This window comes from Streptomyces sp. NPDC027672 (assembly GCF_055566335.1).
On record NZ_JBVHSO010000011.1, the window covers coordinates 231,487 to 249,002 of the forward strand.

Below are 17,516 nucleotides of genomic sequence, written 5' to 3' on the forward strand. Positions count from 1 at the left end.
TACGCCGGTCCGGGCTCCGCCGGCTGTGGCCCCGGTGGCCGCTGGGGTGCGCACGACCCTCACCTCGCCGTCGGCGGAGCGGAAACGGCCGGGATCTGCGGGCGCGCCGCGGGATCGCGGACTTCGTGGTCTTCCTCGGAGTCCCAGGCCGCCTGAACGGCCGAGTCGGTCTCCGACATCGTGCGCAGGAACGCCGCCTCCGCCATCAACCGGTTCACGTGCGAGGTGCGCAGGCAGTCTCTGCCGGCGGCCATCAGCCAGAGGGCCGAGACCGGGGTCGGCTGCACCTGCCCACCGAAGGGCCCAGCACCCGGGGCGGCCGACCAGTACGCGCGGTTCGACAGGCCCCCGGTGATCAGCCCCGACAGCGGGTCGGGCACGGCCGCCGGCGAGGAACCGAGGAGAGCGCAAGAGATCCGGAGTGACGTAGAGCAGGGCGTACTTCCGGGGATCGGCGTGGGGGAAACGGTCGCAGTCATGACGCGGACCCTGCTCCGGGCCGGCCAGAACCAGCCCGGCGTAATCAAATCGCCGAAAGTGACAGCGACTGGAAGCCGGTGCACGAAATACCCTCGGTAACACCAGCGTACTCCGTCGACGGTCCGAGCGGACGCCCGTCCGGGTAGCGCGGCCGGTCCAGGGCCGGGCACGTGGAGCCTCCCCAGCCGGGTCCGGTGACAACACCCCCAGGCCCGTACCCAGAGTGCGGACCCGGGGGTGGTCCGAAGGCCACAGTCAACGGACTGTGGCTTCCCAGCCCACTCTGTCCTGCACGACGGCGGCCATACTCTCCACAAGCCGCCCGGCCTCCGCGTCCGTGGCGGCGGGCGGCACCACCAGCAGGTCCCACCGGCCGCGGCCGGGCGCCAGCAGGCAGACGGTGGACGGGGAGCGCTGGGTGGTCGTCCGGCGCAGGCCTACGACCTGGTTGGCGACGAGCAGCCGGCCCGGGAACGGGGACCATACGGCCTCATCCACGAGGACGCTGGTGACCTGTCTCCAGGCGTGCGGCAGGACGTCCAGCAGCCGAAGGGCAGAGCGAGGGTGAGCACACACAGGGCCGTGAAGGCCCGGGACACGGCCCGGATGCCACGGTCGGCCAGCAGATCGGGAGCGATGGGGTCCCCCCGCGCGAGCGAAGCCGAGTGTGGGGGGGGCGTCGCGGACGTGCGGTCGTTGCGGTACAACCAGCCGCCGTGGGCATCCACAGTTCCCGCAGCTGGCCGCATACAGACGTGCCGTAGCGCTACGGAGAGCTCGGTGACGACAGTGCGGCCGGAGTCTTGGGCTGCGCCGCTTCGACGTGGGTGCGTAACGGCATCGCTGAGAGCGGATGCGAGTCGCACGGACGGTGGATACGGGAGCTACAGGGGCTTGGGCTGGTGAGACGTGGAGAGTGGGCGGCAGGGCCGTCAGGCGGTCTCGCCATGGTGGGTGCGATCGGCGGCCGGTCTGCTCGAGTCGAGCCAGGAGCCGAGCGGACCGGCGGCACGCGAGGCGTCCAGTGTGAGGTGCAGCCGCGTCCCGGTTCCCGAGTGGCCGGGATAGCTGCGCTGTTCATCGCCGGCGAACAGCAGCCGGAGCGCGTCCGCGACGCGTCGGGACGCTTCGGGGTCCGCGGAGACCAGGCGGCCCTCCACCCGGCCCTGCCCGCTCGGTTCGTGCTCGGCCTCGCGACGGGCGCGCAGGAGCGTGTGGTCAGAGCCAGTCCCAGTGCTTGAAAGCGAAGTACAGCGTCAGAGAGACGACGACGATGACGGTGCTGGAGACGATGAACCCCGACTGGTGTGCGAAGCCGGGGTAGGGAAGGTTCTGTCCGTAGAAGCCGGTGATCGCCGTGGGCACGGCGATGATCGCGGCCCAGCTCGTCACCTTCTTCATGATCAGGTTCATCCGGTTCGCCTGCACCGACAGGTTGGTCTCCATCACCGAGGCCACCAGGTCGCGCAGCGACTCCGTCCACTCGCCGGCACGCAGCACGTGGTCGTACACGTCTCGGTAGTACGGCAGCAAGGGCCCGTCGACGACGTCGAGGTCGGGGCGCATGAGAGCGTTGACGACCTCCCGCATGGGCAGGACCACGCGGCGGAGCCGGACCAGTGATTTCCGCAGGGCGTAGGACTGGCGCTGTACGGTCTGGATCTGCCGGCCGCCTTCGGCGAAGAGCAGATCGTCCAGTTCCTCGATACGTTCGTCGAGTCGCCGTACCGCGGCGAAGTGCCCGTCGACGACATGGTCGAGCAGGCCGTGGAGCAGAAAGGCGACCCCGTGCGCTGCCAGAGCCGGGGTGCGGTCCCAGCGGGCGACCAGTTCGTCGAGGGGGAACGCGGCGTCCTTGCGGACCGTGATCAGTGCCTGCGGCGTGAGGATGACCGCGAGCTCGCTCATCGTCAGTACCGCACTGTCCGGGTCGACGGCGACCGCGTAGACGCTGAGGAAGTGATGGGTGCGGTAGGTGTCGAGTTTCGCCCGTTGCCCCTCGTGCAGCGCGTCCTCGAGAGCGAGTTCGTGGAGACCGAGTTCCTCGCCGACCGCTGTGAATTCGGCGCGGTCCGGGCGGTACAGGTCCAACCACACGGTCGCAGAAGGGTCCGCCAGATGCCGGGAGATGTCCCGGACCGGGAAGTCCTCCTCGACCAGGGAGCCGTCGCGGTACAGCCGGGTACGGGCCATGTCGCGCACCCTAACGGCACCGGCGGAGCTTCGGCGGACGCCACCACCGGGCATCCACTCCCACGGGCGGCACCGCCTCGATCCTTGAAGGGCACCGCCCGGCACATACAGCCCTACGGGCGTCCCCGAAGCTCCAGAAGTCATTCCTCGGGCTCGTGGCGTTCCCTGCCGCTCCGAGGGCCCTCCACGGGGACCGTGTATGCCTGGTGGGTGCCGGTGTCGATGAGGATCTGTGCGGCCTCGGTGACGTTGGCGGCCCGGACAGCCCTGGCCATCGCGGCACGGGCGGCCTCGACTGTCGCGTGCGGCGGGACCACGAGAAGGGAGAAGTGGTCCTGGTCGCCCCGAGTGATCAGGACGGTGTCGTCACCCACCGGAAAGGAGTCGATACGGACGACCTGGTCGCCGATCACCAGGCGCGTGGGAAGTCCATTCCAAGCGGTGGCGTCCAGACCGACGCGTGTAATGGGGCCGAGGTGCACGGTCAGCGCGTGGACGAGGTCGGGCAGCTCAGCACCGATGTCGCGGGAACGCGGCCACCACGCACCGTCGAGGTTGCCTTCCCGGGACCGTGTCGTCTCCAGCCGCAGAAGGACCGTCCCGGGTGTCGCGGCCCGGTGGATCGCGTCCGGCAGGAGCCCGGGGGCGCGAGGGGTGTCGGATTCGTTCATGGCGTGTCCGCCTGTCTGCGGGAAACGGTGCCGCCGCCGAAACGCGGGACTTCGTCCTCTCACCGTAAGCCGTGCCCCGCCGCAGCAGCTGCGCCGACGGTTCCGTGCCTCGTTGCCTATCGGTGAAATGCCTGCTCACGCGCACGTCCCGGGACCTCCGCAGCGGCGTAGAGTGAAAGCACCGGGAGTACTTCGCACACCGGCCGCCGTGTCGGTGTCGTTCTCGGCGAGCAACAACACCGGCCTCCGCGAGGAGGCTCGGGGACAGGTCCGCGTCATGACCGCGACCATCGAACCCACGATCATTCAAGAGCGCCTGCTGTCGGTGCCGGCCCGGCTGTCTCTGGCCCCGACCGGCTCCGCTCCAGGTCTCCTGGACGGTGCCTGGTGGCCCCGCTCCCGTGATCTTCTGCGCGAAATCCCCACTCTGACAGACGCGCTGGACTCGTGCTGGGGCCGGATCACCCACGTCACCGTGAACCCGACCCACTGGCCCGTCATCCCGCGCAAGGTCCCCGTCACGGGGCACACGGTGCGTGTCGGCTGGTTCGCCGCCGAGCAGGACCCGAACAAGGTGATCCTCCTTTCGTACACGGTGGGCCGCCTGGACCTGCTGGTGATCCCTCCGGAGACGGACCCGGCCGCCGCCGCCCGGCTGATGGCAGCGGCAGCCGTTCCGAGAGGACTCCGCACCGCCAGCGGTCTGATGGCCGACGAGACCGTCAGCCGTGACGCGACAGATGCTCAGAGCCGGGAAGAGGAATGGGAGACCGACGGCGGAGCCGCTTCGACGGCAGGAGCCGCGATCGGGATCTTCACCTCCGCCCTGAGGAGGTGAAGACGTGGAGACGGCCGTCACTGTCGCCGTGATCCTCTTCGTAATCATCGCGGGCATGTTCCTGATCCACCGGCTCAACGCACAGCACGCCGAAAGGATCGGGGCGTTCCGCTACAGCGATGCCCTACCGGGAATCCGTCGGCGGACCCGTAAGAGCCCCCGTGCCACCGTGCCGAACGGCCCTCCGGCCGACACCACACGCCGTGAGCACCGACAGGAGAGCCGCTGATGCCGCAGACCTGGTTCCAGCCACGGGTTGGTGTGGGGCGGCGGCCGTCACACCCACCGGCTCAGGGCTGCGGCCGGCCGCATGACGGCCATGTCCTGCCATATGACCGAAAGGGGATCCTGGGCATACCCTGGTGAGTGGGCCGGCGCACTCTCACGTGCAACGACCCGGAAGGGCGGCCCCGGTGTGTATACGCCGGGGCCGTTGCGTCACCACCGCCACATGCCACGGAGAGAAGGTGGTGATCCACTCGGCCGATCTTCGCGAGTGACGAAGCTGAGACGAACGCCGACCCGCAGTGCCGGGAGATAAGTCCGCCGTGCACGTTGACGGCGGACAACGCGTTGCCCGCAGCCAACGCCCGGAGCGTCACAGGGACAGGCCGCATGAGACGCCGACCGCATCGTGCCCGACAGCGCAACCGATCTCACGACGAGCCGCGCCGGAGCGCTCCGGTGCGGCTCGTCGTCTCACGGCTCCGCTCAGGGTCCCGTCAGGACGGACCCCGGCGGGGCCTCGCCGTATCACTCGCCTGTCACACAGCCATCACCAACTGGGCGGCCCCTCCTGGACCAGGAGGACCTGACCCGCGATTTCATGCCCACGCTGGACTGAGATAGACGTCCCTGGACGGTCCCTACAACCTGTGCCACGTGGTAGCCAGTGAGGGACCCAAGAGCAGTGTCTCACTCACGCCCCAGACCTCTCACGTCTCAGGAGATCCCACACGGCCAGGGCGACCTGGCGGCTTGCCCCTCGGAGGGCGGCACGCCCGGCACCGCGGAGACCTTCGCGGGTCCACGGCTCGGAGGCCAGGCCAGAGATCGGGAGGACACGGACGCACTGCCCCGGCGGTCAGGCGTGCGCACACGGCGAACAAGCTCTGTCTTCCCCCGCACGAGGGGAGACGCTGGCCGCGGTTTGACCACCCTCCCCGCCGCCATCGCTGGTCCAGACCAGCAGCCCGGACTCGCCCGACCTGCGAGCTGGTGAAGACGCGTGGTTCCGGCCATATCGAGGTGCGTTGGTACCGGCGACTTGTGCAGACTCCACGCATGGCTGCTGATACCGCCGTCTCGCTTCACGGCAGGGCTCTGCGACATGTCGCGGCTTCGTCCAGGGGAAAGCCCCTCCCTCCGGAGCTACGGGTGACGATGCACTTTCATCCTGATCGAGCCGCGGGCAACCGGCCCATCCTGATCCAGATGGCTGACGACGGTGTCTACAGGTCACAGTTCGTCACAGGGACGAGTAACGGCGGGCTGACCGCTCACCCGGGCGGAGACCGATGGCGCTGGGAGAGCCGTATCTTCGCCGGCGCGTATGACGACGCCTCACCTGACGAGCGTCCTGTCTACGGCGCGTTGAACTACCGCCGCGATCCGATCGGCGGTGCCCCGCGATTCGGCTCCTCGTACTTCAGGCTCACGCCTGAGGCTCTCACGCGCACCACGTTCTGTTACCCGGACAGCTCCGCTGAGCCGTCTTCCTTCGGCGTCGCTGATCGATGCTCACTTCTCGAGCTTGCCGAGGCAGCGGACACGGATCCCCTGGACGGCCACATCGAGGCACAGATCCATGGGCCGGTCAGGTTCGACCGTGACGTAGAGGCGCTGGTGCTGGACCCCAGCTATCGCGGTACCGCGGTCGAACACGCGGCGGAACGCCTGCCGTGCCCAGTGGAATGGCATCCCGGTTTCCGGCTCAGCGTGGCTGAACTGCGTCGCCATCCGCACTATCGCGGCCAGGCCTATGTGGAGCTGGGAGCCTCGATCGCTCCGGGTGGCCGGCTCACGCCCAGGGTTATCGGAGACGCTGCCCGCACAGGTCGATACGCTCTCCAGGACCTCAAGAAGGTCTGGCACTGCCTGGCCCGGTTCGGGAAGCTCAGCGGCTGTTGATACGCCGTGCTGGGTCCGGCACGGCGATGTCAGATTCCATCCGTCATCCCACTCCCCAGGCCGGAGCTATCGCCGTAAATGAGCCCCACCCAGTGGGCCACGCGAAAGGGCGCCTCCCCCGCCGGCAAGCTGACACGCATGACGCCAACGAGCCGGCCCGAGCCGAAACGCGCGGCCCTGACAGTGGACGGGCATCGCCTGTCCTTCCTCGACTTCGGCGGGAGTAATAGTCAAGACCTGTGGATCGGTGAAGTTATCGCCCGATGCTGCGGTGCCATCGGATCTCGCCTTCGTGCGATTCGTCGGTGGGTGTGAGCCCGGCGGCGGTGGCGACGGCGGCGGATGCCCGATGTCCGGGGTGGATGTGGGCGATGACGCTGTGCACCGGCTGCTGACCGAGCCAGTCGACGAGTCCTCGGGCTGCTTCGATGGCGATGCCCCGCCCTTGCCACGGGGTCCCCACCACCCAGGCGATCTCGGCGATGGGGCCGTGGCCGGAGGGGCTCACCGTCGCCTGGACTGTGCCCGTCAGGCAGGACTCATCACGGAGCCGGATCACCCAGTTCAGCCAGGACACGGCCGGATCGGGAGAGCCTGCGGTCATGTGCTGGTAGCGCGAGCGCAGGGCTTGCGGGGTCTTCGGAGTGCCGCCGATGAAGGTGTGCAGGGCCGGGTCGGCCAGCACCGCGGCCATCTCCTCGGCGTGCTCGACGTGCAGCGGCAGCAGGTCCAGCCGCCTGGTGCTGATGGCCTGGGCCGCGAGGGTACTCACGCCGCGACCGCCGCGAATCGTTCGACGAGCTGGCCGCGTTCGAAGCGGGCTCCGGCGCGGACGAGGGCGACGAGGTGGGGCGCGTTCACGGCCCGCCACCGCTGCTGGGCGGACTCGAGGACCTTGAAGCCGTCCTCGTTGGCTACCGTAAGCACGGGCATGCCTTCCCGACCGACGCTGCAACGTCGGCCTTGCTCGATGACCAATCGATCGATCCATCGGGAAGGTACGCCTCCTTCCGTCAGAAGTGATCCACAGGTATCGAGCATTGCTCACTGATCAACCACATGCGGGAGCTGCTGCACATCCCCGGCCGCATGGTGAACCGCGCATCCGACGCCTACCGCTGGGAGGGCAAGACCGATGCCCGCGACGCCAGGAGCGGAATGCGAAGATCGAAAGACCTGCATCTGAACGGGGGACGTAGATGGACGTGCTGATCAGGTCTGCACGGGCGACGGAAGCCGACGTACTCAGCGACTTGGCGCTGCGGTCCAAAGCGCATTGGGGCTATGACGCCGACTTCCTGGAAGCCTGTCGAGACGAGCTCACCGTTGCCGCGCACGAGGTCGCACGCCGACGGACCACGGTGGCCGACAGAGATGGCCACATCCTGGGCTTCACGACTCTTGAGGGAGAGCCACCCACTGGCGTTCTGGGCATGATGTTCGTCGAGCCGCAGGCCATCGGCCAAGGGATCGGCCGCCTGCTGTTCGAACGCACCATCGCTACTGGACGAGACCTGGGGTTCACCCAGCTCACGATCGATGCGGACCCGAACGCCGAGCCTTTCTACCGCGCCATGGGCGCAGTCCGCATAGGAAACGTGCCCTCGGGTTCCCTCGTCGGCAGAGTGCTGCCGCAGATGGTTGTCACCATTCAGCGCTGAAACCGCGCTGCTTGACAACATCATGGGGAAGCCTCTGTGCCCCCAGAACAGATCAACCACCGCAGGGGCCGCTCGTGTCAGGATGCCGAGCATGTCTGGTCGCGCGCTGAGTTTCGGAGTGGTGGCGGAAGCATACGAACGGTTCCGGCCGGGGTATCCCGTGGAGCTGTTCGACATGGTGATGGCCTATGCGGGCCGCCCGGTTCGGACCGCCCTTGAGATCGGCGCCGGGACAGGCAAGGCAACCCGCCTGTTCGCTCAACGCGGGGTCATGGTCACCGCGACCGATCCCGACGCGGCCATGCTCGCCGAACTGCGCAAGCACGTGCCGACGAACGTGAGAACGGTGCAAGCCGCGTTCGAGGACTTGCGACCGAGCGAACGGTATGGACTGGTCTATGCGGCAGCAGCGCTGCATTGGACCAACCCGGAGGTCCGGTGGCCACGCGTGGCCGCGCTGCTGGAACCGGGTGGCGTATTCGCCTCGTGCGGCGGACCGTTTCAACTGGCTGACCCGGCTGTGGAGGAAGCTGTCCGCAGGGCGCGAGCACCATTCTTGGAGAGTGACGAGATTCCGTCGCCTGACGGAACCCCTCCGGATCATGAGATGCAGTGGCCGGGTACGGAGCTGCAGCAGTCTGCGTGGTTCACCGGCGTTCAGCAGTCCGTGATCGAACGGCGCGTGACGATGAGCGCTCGCGACTACCGGTGTGGCCGGCGCGGTCATGACTGGCCGGGAGTGTTCTCCTGTGCAGCGTCACCGCGCTGGAGCGACCGGCCCAGCTCGCCCAGGAAACGGCGGTACCGCTCGATGGTCTCGGCGGCTTCCGGATCACCGAAAACCATCGACACGATCTGCGGGGCCGCGAAGTACCAGTTCGCGGCGGCCATCAAAAGGAAAAACGCTGACGAGCCGTCCGTGTTCCCCGCGCAGGCCTGGGCGAACGTCGCGCTGCGCGCACCGTAGTAGTCGGCACGGTCGGCCCTGTCGGGCACCTTGAGCGGGTCGAAGTGCCGGCCTTCGAACACGATCAGGCTGACCATCTCCCGGTGGTTGAGGAAGAAGTCGAACAATCGCTGGCCGTAGTCGGCGACATTGGCGGAGTCGACCGGGACGGCCTCGCTGAGCTTCTGCGACTGCTCCGCGAGAACGCGCGCGAACAACTGCTCCTTGTTGCCGAGGTACGCATAAATCTGCGCCTTGTTCGATCCCGCTCGCTCAGCGATACGGTCGATCCTCGCACCGCCGATGCCGTGCTCGGCGAACTCCGCGGTGGCCGCGTCGAGCAGCGCACGGGTAGTCGCAGCCCGGTCGTGCTTGGCGCGTTGCCGCTTGCCCTGTTCGCTCACTTCGCTCCCTACCATTGCTCACCCCGTCGCCCACTTCGCTCTCGGAGGTGGACGTCCGTCGAGATCCGCGCCCGGAACCTCCGATGGCGCTTCCTGATTCTCCGCCGAAGGGCGTCAGGTGCGTGCCGTACCGACTCGTGGCTCCGGGCCATGCCGGTCCAGCACACGGTTGACGAGGTAGATGATCAACGCGGTCAGCAGCACGACGCCGGCGAAGAGGCCGACCCCGGGAAGCCCGTCACGGGCGAAGAGCGCGGTGCCGCCTGCCGCTCCTACAGCACCGCCGAGGAAGACGGAGAACATGTAGACGGTGTTCGCGGTGGCGAGGGCGTCACTGTGGGCGGTGAAGACGCGCAGTTGGTGGGCGACCTGCGCGCTCTGATTGCCGATCGTGAGGACGAAGAGTGCGACCGCGATCAGCCATGCGGCGTGCGCCCCGGTGACAACGAGGACCGCGACGGCGAAGGCGACGACAAGGATGCACAGCAGGACGGTCCGGGTGGCGCCGACCCGGGCGACGAGACGGCCTGCGCGAGTGACGAAAGGAACGCTGGCGATCCCGGCCACACCCATGAGTCCGGCTTCGAGCGGGCTCCATCCGTAGGCGTGGGACATCTCCAGCGCAACGACCGTCCACACGGAGTTGAACGCCGCGAAGACCAGGAGGTGGAGCAGGCTGGATTCCCGCAGGATCCGACTGGTGGCGAGCAGGCGTGGCATGCGGCCGAGCGTGGCGACGTAGCCGCTGTCACTGGGTGCTTCGACATGGTCACCGATGAGGCGCATCAGGACGGGAATGCAGGCGGCGACCGCGACGCCGGCGATCAGGAACACCCACCGCCACCCGAGGAGCTGGCTGACGAGCCCGGCGTAGACACGGCCACCGAAGATCCCGGCCATGAGTGCCGCGCCGAGCGTCGCGGTCGTGGCGGCCTTGTGAGAGGTCAGCGCGTACCGGACGGCGACGGGCAGCAATATCTGCGGGATGTTCGCGAAGAACCCCGCGAGACCGACGGCCGAGACCAGGACGGGAAGGTTCCATGACAGGCCGGCCAGGATCAGCAGGGCGGACAGCGCGACGAGCTGCACGCACACCTGTCGGCGCGGCCTGCGGATCTCACTCAGCGGTACGAGCAGGACCACGCCAAGGGCATAGCCGACCTGAGCGGCGGTCACCATCGCACCGGCGGTCGCCACCCCGACCCCGAACGTGTGCGAGACCTGCCCGAGCAGGGACTGGCCGAGATACGGGACAGCCACCGAAACGATCGTGAGCAGAGTGAGCATCCGCACCGACGCCTCCCACGGGCGGGGGTGACGGACGTGCAAGTGGTCGACGGGCGCCGTACTCATGATCCTCTGCCTGATTTTTCTAAACGGTTAGAAATAAATGTACCGCACATCGATGTGGAGTGGCACGGTGGCGGAAGTCAGCGAGGTCGGCTACCCGGCCGACACCGAGCAGTACGGACCGGACTCGGTGGTCGCACCGAGCGTCCGGCCGTCATCAGGACGGAACGCGGAACTCGAATTCGGGGCGGTCCCACGGCACGGCGGGCGGGTTCGCGAACGCTGTTCCGGTCCGGACCGCGCCGACGCGGTGGTAGAAGTCCTGGGCGGGAAGGTGCGACACGACCTTGAGGCGGTCGATCCCGGCGGCCCGGGCCTCGGACAGCATGTGCGCGACGAGGAGTCGTCCGATGCCACGGCCCTGCACGTCGTCCGCGACGAACAGCAGGTCCAGCTCCGGCGGGGCGAGGACGAGCGAGTAGAACCCGAGGACCCGGCCGGCCTGCTCCTCGGCGTCGACGGCCACGAAGGCGCGGTGGGCTTCGATGTAGTCGGGACCGACCCGGTAGCCCGCCACGGCGGCCGCGTATTTCCCCTGGTAGGCGCTTGAGCCGCGCACGAGCCGCGTGAGCCGCCTGGCATCCCGCGCGACTGCCCTCCGTATCGTGACCGGCCGGCTGACCGGGGACGTGCGTGAACTCATCGGACGAGTATTCCGCACCGGGGAGCGTCTTGGCACGGCGGGTCGGCCGCTGCGGTCTCCGGGGGCGCGGCGGGGGCGTCAGCGGGTGAGTTCGTCGGCGGTGACGGCCAGGCAGGCGGCGATCAGGACGAGGTTCTTCAGGACGTACTGGCCGTCGAGGGTGGGGACGCCGTGGTGCCACATGACGTCGGGGAGCAGGATCAGGGAGGAGAGCACGCCGCTCATGTGGGCGTAGAAGGCGGCGAGCGCCTGACGCAGGAGGATCCCGGTGATCAGGGCGAGGCCGATGAGGGTTTCGGCCGTGCCCAGCAGCGGCAGGGAGACCTGGGCGGGTATCAGGCCGCCGGTCAGCCTGGTCATGGTCCGCAGGGCGATGTGCTCGGCGGGGCTGGCGGCGGGGAAGAGTTTGAGGATGCCGAACCAGCAGTAGACGACGCCCACGCTGGCGCGCAGGACGGTGAGGCCGCCGGGCCGGTAGCGCTCGGCCGCGCGGTGCAGTACGGCCGAGCACCGGTGGGGGTGCGCGGCCGGCGCCGGGGGGCGGTGTGGACGGATGCGGGTGGGCGGCGTTTCTCGGCAGGACATCCGGCGCCTCCGGACCGGGACCGGCGCAGCGCTGGCTGCGGGTGGCAGACGGGGGGAGGCCCCGCGAGGGACGCTTGCGCGGTGTGCTCGCGGGGCCGGAGGTGTCACGGGGTGCGGGCCGGCCGGTTCAGCCGAAGTCAACGTCGCTGCACAGGAAGTACTTCTGGTCCATGTGCGACGCCTTCCAGACGGTCACCACGACATGGCGGCCGTGGTAGCCGGAGGTGCCGACGTCGGTGGTGTAGTGCGCCTGGGAGGGGTACCGGCCGGTCTTCTGGACCTGGTCGAGGTCGTTCCAGCCGATGAGCTGGGTGGTCGGGTCGAAGCCCTGCTTGGTGACGTAGATCTCCAGCCAGTCCGCGCCGTGCCGGGCCTCGTCGTAGAGGTCGACGGTGAAGTCGGCGGCGGTGCTGGTGGTGATCCACGGGCCGGGGCGGTCGAGCGCTCCGTAATTGGTTTCGCCCTGGCCGCCGGCGCTGCAGATCCGGCCGTCGGGGATGACCTGCCGGTAGTTGTCGCCGGTGTTGTTGGCGTAGACGGCCTTCCACGCGGTGATCGCGTTGGGGTTCTCGTGGTAGGTGCGGTAGCACATCGGGTCCTGTGCCTCGTCGGGCTCGCCGGAGCCCCAGCGCTGCAGGCAGCCGTAGTTGCGGGTCTGCGGGGCGATGACCGTGCCGTGCGCGGAGGCGGTCGGCGCCTGGGCCAGCAACCCGAGCAGGGTAGTGGCCAGTGCGGCGACGCCCAGCGCGGTGCGGCGGGACGCGGTGGTGGGGGTGCGGTGCATGGTCGGTTCTCCTCCGTGGTGACGGGAAGGGCGCCGGTCGGCGGTGCCGGCCGGTGGAGAGCCTTGCGTGTGCTCGGGAGGTGCTGTTCAGGTCAGATGTCGGACCGGCTCACCTCCTTTCGCTTCGAGGTGTCCGCCGTCGTGGTGCGGCGGAGCGCGTGCGCCGACCAGATGCCGGGGCCGAGGACGGCGATGAGGAGGAAGGCCCAGCAGAACAGGGCGGCGGGCTCGCCGCCGTTCTCGATGGGGAACAGGGCGTGGGGCTGGTGCTGGACGAAGTAGGCGTAGGCCATGGATCCGGAGCAGAGGGCCGCCGCCGGGCGGGTGCCGGCGCCGAGGGCGACCAGGAGCCCTCCGGCGAGCTGGATCACGGCGGCCCACCATCCTGGCCACTGGCCGGCGGCCGGTGCCGGTCCGTGCGGGCCGCCGAGGACGCCGAACAGGGTGGCCGCGCCGTGGCAGGCGAACAGGAAGCCCACCACGATCCGGTGGAGCGCGAGGACGACGGGAGCACTGATCGCTTCGAGCTGCACGGGAGGTGTCCTTCGGGAAGCGGGCGTCCTGCCGCGGCACTGGTGCGGGCGCCGCGGGCGGAGGCTCCTGGGGAGGCCGGCACCCCCGCACCCTCAAGCGGGGGTGCCGGCCGTTCGGGGGCGTACGGGATCAGGGCCCGTACGGTGTCGCGAGTGCGCCGCGAGGTGCGGGGCGGGGCCGGGTCAGCCGGTCAGCGACCACTTCTGGCTGTTCCAGCCGCCGCAGTCCCACAGATGGAGCCGGGCTCCGTCCGCCGTGCTCTGGCCCTCGATGTCCAGGCAGCGTCCGGACTTGAGGTTCTTCAGGGTGCCGTTGGACTGGAACGCCCACTTCTGGCTGTCGTAGCCGCCGCAGTCCCACAGGTGGGCCTTGGTGCCGTTGGCCGTGTTGCCGCCCTCGACGTCCAGGCACTTGCCCAGGACGCGCAGCTCGGTGCCGGTCAGGGTCCACTTCTGCCGGTCGGTGCCGGTGCAGGTGGCGAGCTGGGCGGGGGTGCCGTCGGCGCCGGCGCCGTCCTTGGCCTCGGCGCACTTGCCGCCCGCGTTGACCAGCCGCTTGCCGGTGCCGCCGTCGCCCGGGTCGGTGCCGCCGTCGCCGGGGTTGGCGGTGCGGTCGAAGTAGACGAAGTCCCAGTTCCTCAGTTCGGGGACGGTGAACTTCAGGTAGGTGCCGGAGGAGTCGCTGCCGGTGGTGAAGGGCAGGTTCGCCGAGCGGCCGCCGTCGCGGTCGGGGCTGCCGACGCGGAGGGCCGCCGGGGCCTGCTGGCCGTCGCGCAGGTAGTACTTCACGGGCAGGTTGGTCTTCGTGGGCGGGGTGGCCGTGCCGGCGTCGCGCCACTTGCCGTCGTTGCCGAGCAGGTTGATCAGGTGCAGGACGTCGGTGTCGCCGTTGCGCATGGCGTTGGTCCACACGGTGTTGCCGGAGCCGTCGGTGGAGGTGTTCACCCCGTCGACGACGGTCTTGTTGGCGGCGGTGTGCAGGTCGGGGCCGTAGAAGAGGTTCTCGTAGCCGGTGATGACGTCGTAGTACGTCTTCTCCCATGCCTTCAGCTCGGCGGACATGCTCTTGTCCCTGTTGAGGAAGTACTCGGTGTTGAGCATGTGGTCGTTGGGGCCGAGTTCGAGGTGGTCGGCGCCGTTGGCGGCGAACATGGCGTTGGCCAGCTGCACCGAGGTGGTGTCGAAGACGGAGTTGTTGTTCGGGGTGCTGGAGTCGGGGGTGTTGGGGCGGTTCATGTAGGCGGGGGTGATGTGCGGTTTGCCGCCGGACGCCTGCCGCTGGCGTTCCAGGTAGTCCTTGACCGAGGAGTTGGTCTCGTAGTTCGACCACAGCTCGGTGTAGAGGTAGTCGGCGCTGGACTTGGCCAGTTCGGCGTCGCCGTAGCCGTCGACGGCGTTGAAGCCGACGGCGTTGCGGCCCGCGGGCAGGGCCTGCCTGGTCTTGTTGGTGAGCTGGGCGAAGCCGTTGGGACGGTTGACCTTGTTGCCGGCCTTGTCATACTTCTCCGACCAGTAGCCGATCTGGTCCAGGTGGGCGCCGTCGAAGCCCAGGGAGTTCACCGAGTCCTTGTACTGGCCGACGATGTAGTTCTGCCAGTCGGGGTTCTCGGGGTTCATCAGGTGCAGGATCTGGTTCGGCAGCATCGGGTAGTACCACTCGTCCGTGCCGCCGGGGCTGTTGAACAGCCGCCAGTCGGGGTTGACCTGGGAGGTGTCGTAGTCGTTGAGTGCGGCGTACGACATCTGGTACGGCATGGCTGCCATGCCGCGGCCGTGCTCGGCGTCGATGTAGTTGCGGATGGTGGCGGAGCTGAGCGTGTCGCCGTTCCACGCCGTCCAGGTGCCGGCCACCCCGGACCCGTCGTGCTTGACGGGCTTCTCGTGCTTCCACAGCCAGTCGTAGTACTGCAGCGCGTTGATGTGGTAGCGCTGGGAGAGTTCGGCGATGTCGCCCTTGGCGTCGTCGGCGGAGATGTTCGTGCCGTAGTAGGCCAGGAACCCGAACCGGGGGAAGCGGGTCCAGGTGGAGGAGACGTCGATCGCCGTCTGGGTGCGGCTGGTGCCGGCCTGGATCTCGACCAGGTAGCCCTGGAAGTCCGTGGCCGGCGGTGTCACCTTCCACACGGCCCGCCCGCTGCCGTCGGCCTGCACGGTGCCGGTCTTCACCACGTCCCCGAGGTGGGTGAGCGTGAAGGTCACCGGGCCACTGCCGTCGACCTGCGCGGTCACCGTGGCCTCCTGGCCGGGCGCGTAGCGGGACGCGTCGGTCCAGGCGTCGGCGACGGTGGCGGCGGAGGCCGGGGAGGCCGGCACGAACGCCAGCCCGGCGGCGGCCAGCACCAGGCCGGTGGCCAGCGCCGTGCGCCGCACTCTGTTGTGTCGTGCTCCTGTCATATCTCCTCGCTTGGGGGAAGGGCGGCGTCCGCGCGCACCCCGGCCGCCGGAGGCGTCCGCCTGGGCGGACGTCCCGGACCGGGCCGTGAGGGTGGGTGCGCCGGCAGCGAGCCGCGGGTTCGGCGGCAGCCGCTGGGCAGGGCCGGGCGCGGTGAGGCAAGCGTGCGACTGCCGCACGCCCACCGCGCCCCTGGCACAGAGGGGTGACCGCCGCCGCGGTGTGCTGCGGTGCGGTCGCCGGTTAACGTCCCGCTATTTCTTCCTCGTGTCAACGAAATCAACAAGATTCGTCACTCGGATCCGCTCACCGCCCGTGCGGACCCCGGGACGAACCAGTCCAGCGAGGGCTGCGCCCCTCTGTCACGGTTCGATAACGCGTTTTTTTCTTTCTTGACGCATGAAAACGTGAGGGGACACACTCCCGTCATCCGCAGGCAACCGGTCGAGCCGCACCGGCCCTGCCGCACCCCCGGAGGACCCGCATGGCGCTCTCCGCACTTCCCTCGTTCTTCGGCACCGGCCCGCCCGGCGGCGACCGCGCGGCCGGCGCTCCGTCCCGCCCCCGGCCTTCCGTCCCGCTCCGGGCGGCGGTTCGATAGCGCAGCACCACCCTGTACTGACACGCCGTCACTCACGTCGGGAGACACCAGGGATGAGCCCCTCACCGGTCCGGTTCTCGGACCTCGTCAGCGAACAGTCCCGCGCGGAGATCTTCGCCACCGTGCTGACCTCCGGCCCCCTGTCGCGCACCCAGCTCGCCCAGCGGCTGGGCCTGGTGCCCTCCAGCGTCACCCGCATGCTCCCGCCGCTGCTGGAGCACGGCTATCTGCACGAGAGCGACACGGCCCCCAGCGGGCGGGGCCGGCCGCAGAAGATGCTGCACGTCAACCCCGACAAGCACATCGTGGCCGGCATCAAGATCGGCCCCGCGCAGGTGTCCGGCGTGGTCACCGACATGGCCGCCAACGTCCTCGCCCGCCTCGAAGAGCCCATCGCCGACCGCACCCCCGAGACGGCCCTCGCCGCCGCGGCGGCCCTGACCCGGCGCCTGCTGGCCCAGGCGCCCGAGGCGGCGGACAGGGTGCTGGGTGTGGGCATCGGCGTCAGCGGGCACGTCGACTCCGCCGCCGGCGTGTGCCGCTACTCCGCCCTGCTGGACTGGAACAAGGTCGACGTGGCCGGTCCGCTGCGCGAGGCCACCGGGCTGCCGGTGGTGGTGAACAACGACGTCAACACCCTGGTGGTGGCGGAACGCTGGTTCGGGCAGGGCCGGGAGGTCGACTCCTTCGCCGTCGTCACCGTCGGCCCCGGCATCGGCTGCGGCCTCCTCCTCGACGGCACCCTCTTCTCCGGCGCGACCGGCCTGGCCGGGGAACTCGGCCACCTGCCCCTCGACCCCGCCGGCCCGATGTGCAGTTGCGGCCGCCGCGGCTGCCTGGAAGCCCTCGCCGGCGACCGGGCCGTCCTGCGCCACCTCCAGGACGCCGGGGTGCCCTGCGCCACCATCGCCGACGCCATGGACACCGCCCGCTCGGGAAGCGGCTCGGCGCGGACCGTCGCCCGCTCCGCCTTCGCCGAGGCGGGCACCGCCCTGGGGAGGGGCCTGGCCGGGATGTGCAATCTGCTCAACCTCCAGAAGATCATCCTCGCCGGGGAGGGCGCCGTCGCCTACGACCTCTTCGGCCCGGCCATGAACGACGCCCTCCAGGCCCACGCCTTCTCCACCGCGGCCCGCGACTGCGACATCCACGTCGACCCCGTCACCCACGACCTGTGGGCCCGGGGCGCCGCCTGCCTCGTCATCCGCGAAGCCGTCGGCGCCGCACTCTCCTGACACCGGTCCCCCGCCCCGCGCGGCCGGCACACCGCCCGGCCTTCCGGCCCCGCCCTCCCGTCCCGGCAAG

19 protein-coding genes and 1 pseudogene are annotated in these 17,516 nt (G+C 69.4%); 6 read left to right on the plus strand and 14 right to left on the minus strand.

The window, feature by feature from the left end:
* Positions 1 to 59: 59 nt before the first annotated feature.
* From ACZ4SV_RS26360 to ACZ4SV_RS26380, 5 genes are all read right to left on the minus strand, one after another.
* Entirely contained in the window at positions 60 to 380 is a 321-nt protein-coding gene (locus tag ACZ4SV_RS26360) for a hypothetical protein (RefSeq protein ID WP_468006916.1), read from the minus strand.
* Between the two features lie 355 nt (positions 381 to 735).
* Positions 736 to 978: a DUF5994 family protein gene (locus tag ACZ4SV_RS26365; RefSeq protein ID WP_468006917.1), complete on the minus strand. Its 243-nt coding sequence runs from the start codon at positions 976 to 978 to the stop codon at positions 736 to 738.
* 434 nt (positions 979 to 1,412) lie between these two features.
* Entirely contained in the window at positions 1,413 to 1,640 is a 228-nt protein-coding gene (locus tag ACZ4SV_RS26370; RefSeq protein ID WP_468006919.1) for a hypothetical protein, read from the minus strand.
* A gap of 58 nt (positions 1,641 to 1,698) precedes the next feature.
* Positions 1,699 to 2,673, minus strand: a complete 975-nt coding sequence (locus ACZ4SV_RS26375) for a magnesium transporter CorA family protein (RefSeq protein WP_468006921.1) — start codon at positions 2,671 to 2,673, stop codon at positions 1,699 to 1,701.
* 140 nt (positions 2,674 to 2,813) lie between these two features.
* A complete protein-coding gene (locus tag ACZ4SV_RS26380; protein ID WP_468006923.1) occupies positions 2,814 to 3,344 on the minus strand; it encodes a DUF5994 family protein in 531 nt (176 codons plus the stop codon).
* Positions 3,345 to 3,621: 277 nt separating this feature from the next.
* On the opposite strand from ACZ4SV_RS26380, the gene ACZ4SV_RS26385 reads away from it, so the two are divergent.
* The 3 genes from ACZ4SV_RS26385 (at position 3,622) to ACZ4SV_RS26395 (ending at position 6,312) form a co-directional block, all read left to right on the plus strand.
* Positions 3,622 to 4,182: a DUF5994 family protein gene (locus ACZ4SV_RS26385; protein WP_468006925.1), complete on the plus strand. Its 561-nt coding sequence runs from the start codon at positions 3,622 to 3,624 to the stop codon at positions 4,180 to 4,182.
* 4 nt (positions 4,183 to 4,186) lie between these two features.
* Complete coding sequence (locus tag ACZ4SV_RS26390) at positions 4,187 to 4,411, plus strand: hypothetical protein (protein WP_468006927.1); 225 nt, start codon at positions 4,187 to 4,189, stop codon at positions 4,409 to 4,411.
* Between the two features lie 1,055 nt (positions 4,412 to 5,466).
* Positions 5,467 to 6,312 (plus strand): DUF3626 domain-containing protein, encoded by an 846-nt coding sequence (locus ACZ4SV_RS26395; RefSeq protein WP_468006929.1) that lies wholly within the window; start codon positions 5,467 to 5,469, stop codon positions 6,310 to 6,312.
* 253 nt (positions 6,313 to 6,565) lie between these two features.
* Here ACZ4SV_RS26395 and ACZ4SV_RS26400 read toward each other — a convergent pair whose 3' ends face one another.
* Together ACZ4SV_RS26400 and ACZ4SV_RS26405 are read right to left on the minus strand one after the other, a co-directional pair.
* Positions 6,566 to 7,084, minus strand: coding sequence for a GNAT family N-acetyltransferase (locus ACZ4SV_RS26400; RefSeq protein WP_468006931.1), 519 nt, complete (start codon positions 7,082 to 7,084; stop codon positions 6,566 to 6,568).
* Entirely contained in the window at positions 7,081 to 7,245 is a 165-nt protein-coding gene (locus ACZ4SV_RS26405; protein ID WP_468007041.1) for a hypothetical protein, read from the minus strand. The genes ACZ4SV_RS26400 and ACZ4SV_RS26405 overlap by 4 nt, the downstream gene beginning before the upstream one ends.
* 266 nt (positions 7,246 to 7,511) lie before the next feature.
* On the opposite strand from ACZ4SV_RS26405, the gene ACZ4SV_RS26410 reads away from it, so the two are divergent.
* On the plus strand, positions 7,512 to 7,973 hold the full coding sequence (locus tag ACZ4SV_RS26410) for a GNAT family N-acetyltransferase (protein WP_468006933.1): 462 nt from the start codon (positions 7,512 to 7,514) through the stop codon (positions 7,971 to 7,973).
* Positions 7,974 to 8,154: 181 nt separating this feature from the next.
* A pseudogene (locus ACZ4SV_RS26415) lies at positions 8,155 to 8,445 on the plus strand (class I SAM-dependent methyltransferase); the annotation flags it as partial.
* 251 nt (positions 8,446 to 8,696) lie between these two features.
* Here the strand turns inward: ACZ4SV_RS26415 and ACZ4SV_RS26420 are convergent.
* The 7 genes from ACZ4SV_RS26420 to ACZ4SV_RS26450 all read right to left on the minus strand — a co-directional run bounded on the left by ACZ4SV_RS26420 (position 8,697) and on the right by ACZ4SV_RS26450 (position 15,612).
* Positions 8,697 to 9,323, minus strand: a complete 627-nt coding sequence (locus tag ACZ4SV_RS26420; protein WP_468006935.1) for a TetR/AcrR family transcriptional regulator — start codon at positions 9,321 to 9,323, stop codon at positions 8,697 to 8,699.
* A 114-nt stretch (positions 9,324 to 9,437) separates the two neighbouring features.
* The gene (locus ACZ4SV_RS26425) at positions 9,438 to 10,583 is read right to left on the minus strand and encodes an MFS transporter (RefSeq protein WP_468006937.1); all 1,146 of its coding nucleotides are present in this window, start codon (positions 10,581 to 10,583) and stop codon (positions 9,438 to 9,440) included.
* A 247-nt stretch (positions 10,584 to 10,830) separates the two neighbouring features.
* The gene (locus ACZ4SV_RS26430; protein ID WP_468006939.1) at positions 10,831 to 11,316 is read right to left on the minus strand and encodes a GNAT family N-acetyltransferase; all 486 of its coding nucleotides are present in this window, start codon (positions 11,314 to 11,316) and stop codon (positions 10,831 to 10,833) included.
* A 78-nt stretch (positions 11,317 to 11,394) separates the two neighbouring features.
* A complete protein-coding gene (locus ACZ4SV_RS26435; protein WP_468006941.1) occupies positions 11,395 to 11,901 on the minus strand; it encodes a DoxX family protein in 507 nt (168 codons plus the stop codon).
* 127 nt (positions 11,902 to 12,028) lie between these two features.
* A complete protein-coding gene (locus tag ACZ4SV_RS26440; RefSeq protein ID WP_468006943.1) occupies positions 12,029 to 12,685 on the minus strand; it encodes a lytic polysaccharide monooxygenase in 657 nt (218 codons plus the stop codon).
* 92 nt (positions 12,686 to 12,777) lie between these two features.
* A complete protein-coding gene (locus ACZ4SV_RS26445; protein WP_468006945.1) occupies positions 12,778 to 13,218 on the minus strand; it encodes a DoxX family protein in 441 nt (146 codons plus the stop codon).
* 183 nt (positions 13,219 to 13,401) lie between these two features.
* The gene (locus ACZ4SV_RS26450; RefSeq protein WP_468006947.1) at positions 13,402 to 15,612 is read right to left on the minus strand and encodes a glycoside hydrolase family 66 protein; all 2,211 of its coding nucleotides are present in this window, start codon (positions 15,610 to 15,612) and stop codon (positions 13,402 to 13,404) included.
* 652 nt (positions 15,613 to 16,264) lie between these two features.
* On the opposite strand from ACZ4SV_RS26450, the gene ACZ4SV_RS26455 reads away from it, so the two are divergent.
* Positions 16,265 to 17,446 (plus strand): ROK family protein, encoded by a 1,182-nt coding sequence (locus tag ACZ4SV_RS26455; RefSeq protein ID WP_468006949.1) that lies wholly within the window; start codon positions 16,265 to 16,267, stop codon positions 17,444 to 17,446.
* Positions 17,447 to 17,516 lie beyond the last annotated feature (70 nt).

Bases quoted from the DNA above. Each gene is read 5' to 3' on its own strand.
- ACZ4SV_RS26375 (WP_468006921.1), bottom strand. From the start codon at position 2,673: ATGGCCCGTACCCGGCTGTACCGCGACGGCTCCCTGGTCGAGGAGGAC.
- ACZ4SV_RS26380 (WP_468006923.1), bottom strand. From the start codon at position 3,344: ATGAACGAATCCGACACCCCTCGCGCCCCCGGGCTCCTGCCGGACGCG.
- ACZ4SV_RS26385 (WP_468006925.1), top strand. From the start codon at position 3,622: ATGACCGCGACCATCGAACCCACGATCATTCAAGAGCGCCTGCTGTCG.
- ACZ4SV_RS26395 (WP_468006929.1), top strand. From the start codon at position 5,467: ATGGCTGCTGATACCGCCGTCTCGCTTCACGGCAGGGCTCTGCGACAT.
- ACZ4SV_RS26405 (WP_468007041.1), bottom strand. From the start codon at position 7,245: ATGCCCGTGCTTACGGTAGCCAACGAGGACGGCTTCAAGGTCCTCGAG.
- ACZ4SV_RS26410 (WP_468006933.1), top strand. From the start codon at position 7,512: ATGGACGTGCTGATCAGGTCTGCACGGGCGACGGAAGCCGACGTACTC.
- ACZ4SV_RS26430 (WP_468006939.1), bottom strand. From the start codon at position 11,316: ATGAGTTCACGCACGTCCCCGGTCAGCCGGCCGGTCACGATACGGAGG.
- ACZ4SV_RS26435 (WP_468006941.1), bottom strand. From the start codon at position 11,901: ATGTCCTGCCGAGAAACGCCGCCCACCCGCATCCGTCCACACCGCCCC.
- ACZ4SV_RS26440 (WP_468006943.1), bottom strand. From the start codon at position 12,685: ATGCACCGCACCCCCACCACCGCGTCCCGCCGCACCGCGCTGGGCGTC.
- ACZ4SV_RS26450 (WP_468006947.1), bottom strand. From the start codon at position 15,612: ATGACAGGAGCACGACACAACAGAGTGCGGCGCACGGCGCTGGCCACC.
- ACZ4SV_RS26455 (WP_468006949.1), top strand. From the start codon at position 16,265: ATGAGCCCCTCACCGGTCCGGTTCTCGGACCTCGTCAGCGAACAGTCC.